General features: G+C 28.9%; 6 protein-coding genes and 2 rRNA genes. All 8 read left to right on the top strand.

Annotated features, from left to right (window positions below; genetic code table 11):
- Positions 1 to 42: 42 nt before the first annotated feature.
- A 5S ribosomal RNA gene (gene rrf, locus EJJ37_RS18640) occupies positions 43 to 159 on the top strand.
- A 752-nt stretch (positions 160 to 911) separates the two neighbouring features.
- Positions 912 to 2,948: a 1,4-alpha-glucan branching protein GlgB gene (gene glgB / locus EJJ37_RS18645; protein WP_133016961.1), complete on the top strand. Its 2,037-nt coding sequence runs from the start codon at positions 912 to 914 to the stop codon at positions 2,946 to 2,948.
- 13 nt (positions 2,949 to 2,961) lie between these two features.
- Positions 2,962 to 4,398: a glycogen synthase GlgA gene (gene glgA / locus EJJ37_RS18650; RefSeq protein WP_133016962.1), complete on the top strand. Its 1,437-nt coding sequence runs from the start codon at positions 2,962 to 2,964 to the stop codon at positions 4,396 to 4,398.
- A 27-nt stretch (positions 4,399 to 4,425) separates the two neighbouring features.
- Positions 4,426 to 6,861 carry a glycogen/starch/alpha-glucan phosphorylase gene (locus EJJ37_RS18655; RefSeq protein ID WP_133016963.1) on the top strand — a complete coding sequence of 812 codons (2,436 nt, stop codon included), beginning with the start codon at positions 4,426 to 4,428 and terminating at the stop codon, positions 6,859 to 6,861.
- 13 nt (positions 6,862 to 6,874) lie between these two features.
- The gene (locus tag EJJ37_RS18660; RefSeq protein ID WP_420808553.1) at positions 6,875 to 8,707 is read left to right on the top strand and encodes a glycoside hydrolase family 13 protein; all 1,833 of its coding nucleotides are present in this window, start codon (positions 6,875 to 6,877) and stop codon (positions 8,705 to 8,707) included.
- 259 nt (positions 8,708 to 8,966) lie between these two features.
- Positions 8,967 to 10,124, top strand: coding sequence for a glucose-1-phosphate adenylyltransferase (locus EJJ37_RS18665; RefSeq protein WP_133016965.1), 1,158 nt, complete (start codon positions 8,967 to 8,969; stop codon positions 10,122 to 10,124).
- Positions 10,125 to 10,145: 21 nt separating this feature from the next.
- Positions 10,146 to 11,252, top strand: coding sequence for a glucose-1-phosphate adenylyltransferase subunit GlgD (gene glgD, locus EJJ37_RS18670; RefSeq protein WP_133016966.1), 1,107 nt, complete (start codon positions 10,146 to 10,148; stop codon positions 11,250 to 11,252).
- A 482-nt stretch (positions 11,253 to 11,734) separates the two neighbouring features.
- Positions 11,735 to 11,830 (top strand): 16S ribosomal RNA (locus EJJ37_RS18675); the annotation flags it as partial.

Consider the following 11,830-nt stretch of genomic DNA (forward strand, 5'->3'; position numbering starts at 1 on the left):
TACAAGATTTTAACTAAATCAAAGATTTAGAAAATCATAGCATCTGGTGATGATGGCGTAGAGGAAACACTCCTTCCCATTCCGAACAGGAAAGTTAAGCTCTACAGCGTCGATGGTACTGCACGGGGGACTGTGTGGGAGAGTAGAACGTTGCCAGGTAGGTGAAGTACTTAGTTAATGCTAAGTACTTTTTTTGTTATAAAAATAATATAAAACTGAAAATAGAATATTCTAGTCTCTTATTAGGAGCGGATAAAAACATGTTACTCTTTTATCGGATAATTTAGTGGAGATTAATAGAGTGTAAAAAATTATTCCTATGAATGTTGGCATGTAGATAAGTACTTAGTTAATACTAAGTACTTTTTTTTGGAATAAAATAAAAAGAAATGTTATAGTCTTTAACTGAAAAGATTAATGTAAAGTTTTAAAACAATATATACTTTATTACATATTAAAAAAGAATAATCATTTATATAGTAGGATCATTTTGAAAGAAAATTGCAAAGTAAGTATAATCTTAGAATTAAATTTGAAAGGAATTTAATATATATAATCACAATATTTACAAATAGTGTCAAATAGCGATTTTATTATAGATGTAAAAATTATATAAGTAATAGAAATATTTTATAAACATATAATTAGAAGGAATACGATATTAATTCTATGCATGAAAACGTACAAAAATATACCTAAATATAGACAAGAATATATAATAAAAAAAATAAAACGACAAAATCTAACATAAACGAGATAAAGATATGATTCTATATCAGAGATTATTAGATTATATGTCGGTTAAAAGAAGTTGAACAGCATAAAAGCTTGATGGTAGAATTATAAAATAGAGAAATAACTTCTATATTAGGAAAAAAATACAGTGGTATAAAAGATGAGGGGGGATTCACATGAGAGGAGAAGTCGGAGCAGCAGTTACGAAAAGTAGTAAAAAAAAGACTATCGAAGATGTTAAATCGGTAAATAAGAAGATAAGTAGTAAAATTTCAGATAATAAAAAAGAAAATAAAGTTGTTAAAAAGAAAGTAAAATGTGAATTAAGTGTAGATAATATTTCTTTATTTCATGAAGGAAAGCACTATGAAGCATATGCTTTTATGGGAGCACATGTTGTTTCTGAAAAAAGAAAAAGGGGTGTTAGATTCACAACCTGGGCTCCTAGAGCAAAAAATGTATATGTTGTAGGAGATTTTTCTAACTTTGAAGTAAAAGAAGATTATAAAATGGAGAAGGTATCAGATTCAGGATTATGGAGTATATTTATAGAGGGGATAGAACCTGGAGAAAAATATAAATATTCAATAGAAAGCATTCATGGCGAACATAAATATAAAGCGGATCCTTATGCTTTTGAATCAGAAAAGAGACCAAATACAGCATCTATAGTTAGCGAAAATGTTAAGTATAAATGGAATGATAGAAGTTGGATGATGAAGAGAAAAAGGTTTAATATGTATGAAAGTCCAATTAATATTTATGAAATGCATTTAGGATCTTGGAAAACTAAAAATGGAGAGTTTTTAACATATAAAGAAATAGCTGAGGAATTGCCAAAGTACTTAGTAGATATGGGATATACCCATGTAGAAATTTTACCAGTATTAGAGCATCCATTAGATGCATCTTGGGGATATCAAGGTGTAGGATATTACTCTGTAACTAGTAGATATGGAAATGCAAATGATTTTAAATATTTAATTGATGAATTGCACAGAGCTGGTATAGGAGTAATATTAGATTGGGTACCAAGTCATTTTTGTAAAGATGCACATGGGCTATATATGTTTGATGGAACTCCAACTTATGAATATGAGGAAGAATGGAAAAGGGAAAATAAAGGTTGGGGAACTTTTAATTTTGACTTAGGAAGACCAGAGGTTAAGAGTTTCTTAATATCAAATCTTTTTTATTGGATAAAAGAATTCCATATAGATGGTATTAGAAATGATGCAGTATCAAATATGTTATATCTTAATTATGGAAGAAATGATGGAGAATGGTTCCCTAATATTTATGGAGGAAATGGAAATTTAGAAGCAATACAGTTTATAAAAGATTATAATAGGGCACTACATGAGGAGTTTCCTACTGTAATGACAATTGCAGAAGAATCTACAGCATGGCCTAAAATATCTAAACCAATTGAAGATGATGGATTAGGGTTTAACTTTAAATGGAATATGGGATGGATGAATGATACTTTAAAGTATATTAAAGAAGATCCAATAAATAGAAAGTATCATCACCATAAGCTTACTTTTTCAATGGCATACCATTATTCCGAGAATTTTATATTATCTATATCACATGATGAAGTTGTACATGGAAAAGGTTCACTTGTAAATAAAATGTGGGGAGATTATTGGAATAAATTTGCTGGAGTTAGAGTTTATTTAGCACATATGATGGGACATCCAGGAAAGAAATTAATGTTCATGGGTTCAGAGTTTGGACAATTTATAGAATGGCGTGAATATGAAGGATTACAATGGAACCTAATTGAAGAATATGATATGCATAAGAAGACTCAACAATTCTTTAAAGATATGAATCATTATTATAAGGAAAATAAGGCCTTATGGGAAGGTGATTATAAACTAGAAGGATATGAATGGATTGATGCAGATAATTGCGATGAAAGCATATATTCATTTATAAGAAGGGACAGTAACAGTGATGAAGTCTTAATATTTATATGTAATTATACACCTGTAGTTAGGTATGATTTTAGGGTTGGTGTTCCACTATTGGCTGAATATATAGAAGATTTTAATACAGATAGCGAAATTTATGGAGGATCAGGACAAGTAATGACTGATAAATTAGTAGCAGAGGAAATTCCTTGGAATAATCAACCATATTCAATAAAAATTAAAGTTCCACCAATGGCAGCTATTATTTTAAAGGTAAATAACAAATCTAAATAGGGAGTGTGAATAGATGAGAGTATTGTTTGCAGCATCAGAAGCGCATCCATTTATTAAAACTGGAGGTTTAGGAGATGTAATGGGAGCATTGCCTAAATCATTAGCAAAACTAGGTGTAGATGTTAGGGTAGTAATACCGAAGTATAAAAATATAAAAGATGAGTTAAAACAAAAATTACAGTTTGTAAAATGGTTTACTGTTTCTGTAGGTTGGAGAAATCAATATTGCGGAATTTTTCAATATCAATATAAAGGGGTAATTTATTATTTCATAGATAACGAATATTACTTTAATAGAGATGGGTTATATGGATATTTTGATGATGGAGAAAGATTTGCATTTTTTAATAGAGCTGTTTTAGAGTTTATTAAGCAAATTGATTGGCAACCAGATTTAATAAATTGTAATGATTGGCAAACAGGAATGGTGCCAGTATTACTTAATTTAGAATATAAAAAAGATGAATTTTACTCAAAAATAAAAACAGTATTTTCTATTCATAATTTACTGTTTAAAGGAAGTTTTTCACCTAAAGTATTACCGGAGTTATTTGGTTACGATTATATGCCATTAGTTAATGGAAGTGTAGAACTAGATGGCTCAGTAAGCTTTTTAAAGGGTGGATTAAACTATTGTGATCAAATTACAACAGTAAGTAATACTTATGCAGAGGAAATAAAAACTCCACAATATGGTGAAGGGCTAGATGGATTTCTTAGAAGTAAAAGTTATTATTTAATGGGAATAGTTAATGGAATAGATTATGAAGAGTTTAATCCACAAGATGATAAATTAATATTTAAAAACTTTAATATTAATTCAATAGATAATAAAGTTCAGAATAAATTATCATTACAAAGAGAGTTAGGATTACCACAAAAGAAAGATACACCTATGATTGGTTTAATATCTAGATTAACGCATCAAAAGGGGTGTGATCTGATAGTTAATATGATAGATAGACTTCTTCAAAGAGATATACAGCTTGTTATATTAGGAACAGGTGATTATTGGTATGAGGAAACATTTAAGAATTTACAATATAGATATCCTGATAAAGTTTCAGCCAATATTAAGTTTGATAATACTTTAGCACACAAGATATATGCTGCAACTGATATGTTCTTAATGCCATCATTATTTGAACCTTGTGGATTAGGGCAATTAATAGCATTAAGATATGGATCAATTCCTATTGTAAGAGAAACTGGAGGATTAAAAGACACAATATCTCCTTACAATCAATACAATGGAGTAGGGAATGGATTTGGGTTTAAAAATTTTAATTCAAATGAATTAATGCAAATTATAGAATACGCATTAACAATCTACAACGATAAAAATGCTTGGAATAACATAATCAGACAAGCTATGAATTCAGATAACAGTTGGGAAAAATCAGCTATGCAATATAAGTGGTTATATGAAGGAGTAGTTAATAGATCTTAATGGATCAAGCTATTAGGAGGTAGATATATGCTATCAATCGATAAGAATTCATTTAAAAGAGATTATAACAATAAATTCGTTCAATTACATGGGAAAGAATTAAAAGAAGGAAGTAATCAACAAAAATATGAAGCATTGGGAAGTTTGGTTAGGGACTATGTAATTAGTACATGGATGGATACTAATAATAGGTACAATCAAACTGGAGAAAAACAAGTATACTATTTCTCAATGGAATTCTTATTAGGCAGACTATTAGGTGATTTTCTTTTGAATTTAGGAATAAGAGATATTTGTAAAGAGGCATTAAATGAGTTAGATATTGATTTAGAGGAAATTGAAAATTTAGAACACGATCAAGGATTAGGTAATGGAGGATTAGGTAGATTAGCAGCTTGTTTTCTAGACTCTATGGCATCATTAAACATTGCTGGACATGGGTGTGGAATAAGGTATAAATACGGTTTTTTTGAACAAAAAATAGTGGACTGCCAACAAGTTGAGGCCTCTGATAATTGGTTGAGAGAAGGAAATGTATGGGAAATAAAGAAGCAAGATAAATCTGAAATAGTTAAATTTGGAGGAACAATTGTTTCTGATTACGTTAATGGTAAATTAACTTTTACTCATGTTAATTATGAGCCTGTTTTAGCAGTACCATATGATACACCAATTGTTGGTTATGAAAATGAAGTAGTAAATACTTTAAGATTGTGGAGTGCTGAGCCAGTATCTAATGAGTTTGATTTTTCATCATTCAGTAGAGGTGATTTTCTAAAAGCAATATCTTATAAGAATTCAGTAGAAGCAATATCTTTAGTTCTATATCCAGAGGATTCATTTTATGAAGGAAAAATGCTTAGATTAAAGCAACAGTATTTTTTCGTTTCTGCAGGGATACAAAGTATAGTAAGGCATTATAAAAAGCATAATGGAGACATTAAATTACTAGATGAAAAGATAGCAATACACATTAATGACACGCATCCAACATTAGCAATTCCAGAGCTAATGAGGATATTACTTGATGAAGAGGGATTATCTTGGGATAATGCGTGGAGAATAACTCAAAATACAATTTCATATACTAATCATACAATTTTGGCCGAAGCTTTAGAAAAGTGGCCTATTGATATGTTTAAGGGTTTGTTACCAAGGATTTATATGATTATCGAAGAGATAAATAAGAGATATTGTGAGGAACTTTGGAATAAGTATGTAGGTCAATGGGATAAAATATCAAGAATGGCTATTATAGGGGATGGATATGTAAGAATGGCTAATTTAGCTATAGTGGGTAGCCATAGTGTTAATGGAGTAGCAAAACTTCATACTGAGATATTAAAGAAAAAGGAAATGTCTGATTTTTATTATTTATATCAATCAAAGTTTAATAATAAAACTAATGGTATAACTCATAGGAGATGGTTAATTAGGTCTAATCCAGAGTTGACTAATCTTTTACTTGATACCATTGGAGAAAGCTTTATAAAACATCCAACTGATTTAGAGAATTTTGGAAATTACCTTGAGGATAAAAATGTTCTAAGAAGGCTTGGAGAAATAAAAAAAGGTAATAAAGAAAGATTAGCACAAGAAATTTATAAGAGTAAGGGAATAGTTATAGATACAAATTCAATTTTTGATGTTCAAATCAAAAGGATTCATGCTTATAAACGTCAAACATTAAACTGTTTAAGAATAATGGATCTTTATAATAAGTTAATTGATAATCCTAATTTAGATATAATACCAAGAACTTTTATTTTTGCAGGAAAAGCAGCTCCAGGATATTATTTAGCCAAAAATACAATTGAGTTAATTTGTAGAGTTGCAGAAACTGTAAATAACGATCCAAGAGTTAATGAAAAAATTAAAGTTGTAATGTTAGAGAATTATCAAGTTTCATTAGCTGAAAAAATAATTCCGGCAACTGACTTAAGTGAACAGATTTCAACAACAACAAAAGAAGCATCAGGTACTTCTAATATGAAATTTATGATGAATGGAGCAATAACTATTGCAACATTAGATGGTGCTAATATTGAAATTAAAGATGAAGTTGGTCAGGATAATATTATTATCTTTGGATTAAATGCTGAAGAGGTATTAAATTATCATAAGAATGGTGGATATTCATCATGGGATATATGTAATAAAGACTCTAGATTACAAAGAGTTACCAATGATTTAATCAATGGCAAATATTGTACAGATAAAGATAGATTTAGAAGCATATATGAAAATTTATTAACCTATAATGATGAATTTTTTGTGTTAAAGGATTTTGATTCTTATTTAGGTGCGCAGGAAAGAGTTAATAAGTTATATATGGATAAAGAAAGATGGCAAAAAATGTGTGGCGTTAATATAGCACATTCAGGAATATTTTCATCTGATAGAACTATTAAGGAATATGCAACAGGCATTTGGGGTTCAACTGTAATATATAAAAATCTATAGGGGGAATGTGGAGTTGGATGATATACAAATTTTCCATGATTCTCACAATCTTGAATTAAGAAATCCTTTTGGTGCAGTTAGTATAGGAACTAAGGTGCGAATCAGATTATGGACTAGTAAAAAATGTTCAGCTTATATTAATTTAATAAACTTTTATAACAATCAGATAGAAATTCAAATGAAGGAAATCGGATGGAATAGTTTAGTAAACAATTGGGTTTATGAAACGGAAGTAGATACATTAAATAATATAGGTTTAATATATTATTACTTCAGAGTTAATTATTATGGAAGAGATATTATTTATGGAAATAATATAGAATCATTAGGTGGAGTAGGACAGATATATTTTAATGAGCCAGTAAGCTATCAGATAACTATATATTCTAAACAAGAAGTACCTAGTTGGTATAGAGAAGGAATTATATATCAAATATTTGTTGATAGATTTTTTAATGGCGAAGATGAAGGTAAAGTTTTAAATCCCAAAAAGAATACTTTTATATATGGAAATTGGGATGATAGTCCAATGTATATAAAAGATATGAATGGAAATATAGTAAGATGGGATTTTTATGGTGGAAATCTTTTAGGAGTAAAAAAGAAATTGGAATACATTAAGTCATTAGGGGTAAGTGTAATATATTTTAATCCAATATTTGATTCTCCTAGCTGTCATAAGTATGATACTGGCGATTATGAGAAAATAGACCCTATGTTTGGAGATGAAGAAATATTTAAAGATTTATGTAGTGAAGCGGAAAAGTTAGGCATGAGAATTATATTAGATGGGGTTTTTAGTCATACGGGAAGTGATAGTAAATATTTTAATAAATTTGGGAATTATGATTCTTTAGGAGCCTATCAGTCTTTACATTCTCCATATTATAGGTGGTATAGGTTTAATGATTATCCTAATCTATATGAAACATGGTGGGGATTTTCTAATATGCCTAATGTAGATGAACTTAATCCAAGCTATTTGGATTATATAATTAGAAATGATAACTCTGTTATAGAAAAATGGCTAAAGCTTGGTGCTGGTGGTTGGAGATTGGATGTTGCAGATGAATTACCTGATGAATTTATTAAGATTTTAAAAAAGAAACTTAAAGAAGTAAAAAAAGATAGTGTACTAATTGGTGAGGTATGGGAAGATGCATCAAATAAGGTTAGTTATAATAGGAAAAGGGAATATCTATTTGGAAATGAGCTAGATTCTGTAACTAATTATCCTTTGAGACAAATAATTTTAGATTTAGTTAGAAACTATATAGGAAGTAAATATTTTATTAAAAAGTATTTATCTTTGAAAGAAAACTATCCTAAGGAATATTTTTATTCAACCATGAATATGCTTGGTAATCATGATACTGAAAGAGTATTAACTATGCTAAATAATAATGTTAATCTGTTGAAAGAGGCAGTAGTAATTCAAATGACATTACCAGGGGTTCCATTAATATATTATGGAGATGAAGCTGGTTTGACTGGAGGAAAGGATCCAAGTAATAGAAAATCATATCCATGGGGAAAAGAAAATAATGATATATTAGGGTTTTATAGAAAGATATCAGCTATTAGAGTTAGTGAAGAGGCTTTAAGAAATGGAGAAATAGAATTCTTAGAGTTTAATAATGGAATATTAGCATATGAAAGAACTTTAAATAAAGATAGAATAATTATCGCAGTTAATATAATGGAAAAAGAAGAAAATATATTAATCAATAATGTAGATGGGAACATTTTAGATTTATTAGATGAAGATAAAGAATATATAGTAGAAAATAGATCAACAAGTGTTTTAATAGAAGCACATCAATTTATGATATTAAAAGTTCTATAAAAGAGTATGGCACTTTTATAATTTCAAAGTGCCTTACTTTTTGAGTTTTTATTTGAATATTTTTGTATTAATGGGAATATTATTAAGAATGAGAATTATAGATATATAAATTATATCTAGTTTTTATAAATATAATAAATATGTACTAAGAAAATAGTACAACATAATGTCAAATTACAAATTTAACATAAATAAAAAAATGTAATTAAGTAAATACACTAATTGTATAGTATTAAGTTAAGAGGGGATGGGGAAAATAGTGAGAAAAAAAGAAATGGTTGCTATGATATTAGCAGGAGGACAAGGATCAAGATTAGGTGTTTTAACGAAGAAATTGGCTAAGCCGGCAGTACCTTATGGAGGAAAATATAGAATAATAGATTTCCCTTTAAGCAATTGTTCAAATTCAGGAATATATGCAGTTGGGGTACTAACTCAATATAAGCCATTAGAGCTTAATGCACATATTGGAATAGGTAGTCCATGGGATTTAGATAGAAGGGATGGAGGAGTGAGTATACTACCACCATACCAAGAAGAAAAAGGTGGTAATTGGTATAAAGGAACTGCAAATGCAATTTATCAAAATATTGAATTTGTAGATAGATATAACCCAGAATATGTATTGATTTTATCAGGTGATCATATTTATAAAATGGATTATGACAGAATGCTTCAATTCCATAAAGAAAAGAATGCTGAAGCTACAATAGCGGTAATTGAAGTTCCTATGGAAGAGGCCTCTAGATTTGGAATAATGAACACTAATGATGATTTATCAATATATGAATTTGAGGAGAAACCTGCTAATCCTAAGAGTAATATGGCGTCAATGGGAGTATATATATTTAATTGGAAACTTTTAAGACAAGCATTAAAGGAAGATGAAAAGGACAAAGAATCTAGTAATGACTTTGGTAAAAACATAATTCCTAAAATGTTAAATGAGGGTAGAAAATTAGTAGCTTATCCATTTAAGGGATATTGGAAGGATGTTGGTACTATAAGCAGTCTTTGGGAAGCTAATATGGATTTATTAAAGAGAGAAAGTGGATTAAATCTATATGAGGATGATTGGAAGATATATTCTGTTAGTCCTGTAAGACCAGCACAATACATTGGAAAAGATGCTAATGTTAAAAATTCATTAGTGGTTGAAGGGTGTACAGTTCATGGAACAGTTGAAAACTCTGTATTATTTGAAGGAGTTTATATAGGTAAAAATACTGTGATAAAGGATTCTGTAATAATGACAGATGCTAAAATTGGAGATAATGTAGTAATTAATAAAGCTATTATAGGTGGAGAGGCAAAAATAAGAAAAGACTGTAAGATAGGTAATGGTGAAAAAATATCAGTTATAGCATCTAAAGAAGACGTTAAGAGTGGAACTGTAATAGATGCAATGGAAGTATAATAGAGGGGGTAAAGAGAAAATATGAATAACTGTATTGGTATAATTAACTTAGACGAAAACGAACAAAAAACTACGGAGCTAACAAGACGCAGACCTTTAGCATCTTTACCTATAGCAGGTAGATATAGAGTTGTGGACTTTGTATTATCTAATATGACTAATTCAGGAATTGAAGCCATAGGAATATTCACAAAAAATAAATCAAGATCGCTAATGGATCATCTTACAAATGGTAGACCATGGGATATACATCGTAAGAAGGATGGATTAAAGGTATTTAATTTTGGAGATATTGATCCTGTACATGATGATGTTCATAATTTTTTAGAGAATATAGATTATTTTGATTATAGTAAGAAAGAATATACTTTAATTTGTTCATCATATATGATTTGCAATATAAATTATAATGAATTAATTAAGTATCATATTGCAGAAGGTAACGATGTAACAACAGTATATAAGAATGTTAAGCATGTAGAAGATAACTTTATTGGATGCCAAGTTTTAAACTTAGATGAAAACAGTAGAGTAATTGGTGTTGGAGAAAATGTAGGTTTAAAGAATAGTGCTAATATAAATATGGAAATGTATATAATGAAAACTGATCTTTTTATAGACATGATATATGAATGTATTAGAGGTGGAATATATAAAAAGATAAAAAATTATATTAATGGAAATATAGATAAATTAAAAGTTGGTGGATATGAGTTCAAAGGATACTTAGGGTGTATTAACTCTATAGGGGCATATTATGATGCTAATATGGAATTCTTAAATGAAAAAGTAAATAAAGAATTATTTTATAACAATTTTCCTATATATACAAAACCAAAGGATGCATGCCCAACACAATATACTGAAACAAGTAGTGTAGTAAATTCTATTATTGCTAATGGTTCATATATTGAAGGAACAGTTAAAAATAGTGTTATAGGAAGAAATGTTTATATTGGAAAGGGTAGCGTAATTGAAAATTGTGTTATACTTCAAAATACTGTTATAGGCAATAATGTAACTATGAATAATGCAATTACAGATAAGGGAACATTAATTGATGATAATGAAGAGGTAAAGGGATTAGAACATAATCCGGTTATAATTCCTAAAAAAAGAGTTGTTTAAAAATATCAATTAATAATATAAAGAGAGTTGAAATACGAATAGGTTTTAACTCTCTTTTTAGTATAAACATATAATGGTAAAAACTAAGACATAGTTGATTGAATATTCAAATTAAATAAGTGAACGTATCCTTGTGTATCAATATAAGTATTATTAAGAAAATTTATGAAAAATAAAGTAAAACTTGATTAATTTCTGAATATAATAATGAAGTATTGGTTAATATGTTAATATAATGATATTATAAGTCTTGTCCAAACGGACCACTGATAAGTCGAAAGACATGAAGTTAAGTAAGTTAACAGAAACAACAAAAAGATGTTGACAGAAAAGTTTCTCAGTGATAAGATAAGGAAGTCGCTTCGATGCGACAGAGTAAATGGTCTTTGAAAATTGAACAGAATATAGTTAAAGTAAACCAGCAATTCTTTTGAGAGTCTTAAAACAAAGACTCAAAGTAATTTGAGCAAATGATTAAACTTTTTAGTGAGAGTTTGATCCTGGCTCAGGACGAACGCTGGCGGCGTGCCTAACACATGCAAGTCGAGCGAGTAGAGTTCTTCGGAACAAAGCTAGCG

The sequence above is a fragment of the Clostridium cuniculi genome (assembly GCF_004353185.1).
Taxonomy (GTDB): domain Bacteria; phylum Bacillota; class Clostridia; order Clostridiales; family Clostridiaceae; genus Clostridium; species Clostridium cuniculi.

Coding starts and splice junctions, on each gene's coding strand:
- glgB (WP_133016961.1), top strand. CDS start 912: ATGAGAGGAGAAGTCGGAGCAGCAGTTACGAAAAGTAGTAAAAAAAAG.
- glgA (WP_133016962.1), top strand. CDS start 2,962: ATGAGAGTATTGTTTGCAGCATCAGAAGCGCATCCATTTATTAAAACT.
- EJJ37_RS18655 (WP_133016963.1), top strand. CDS start 4,426: ATGCTATCAATCGATAAGAATTCATTTAAAAGAGATTATAACAATAAA.
- glgD (WP_133016966.1), top strand. CDS start 10,146: ATGAATAACTGTATTGGTATAATTAACTTAGACGAAAACGAACAAAAA.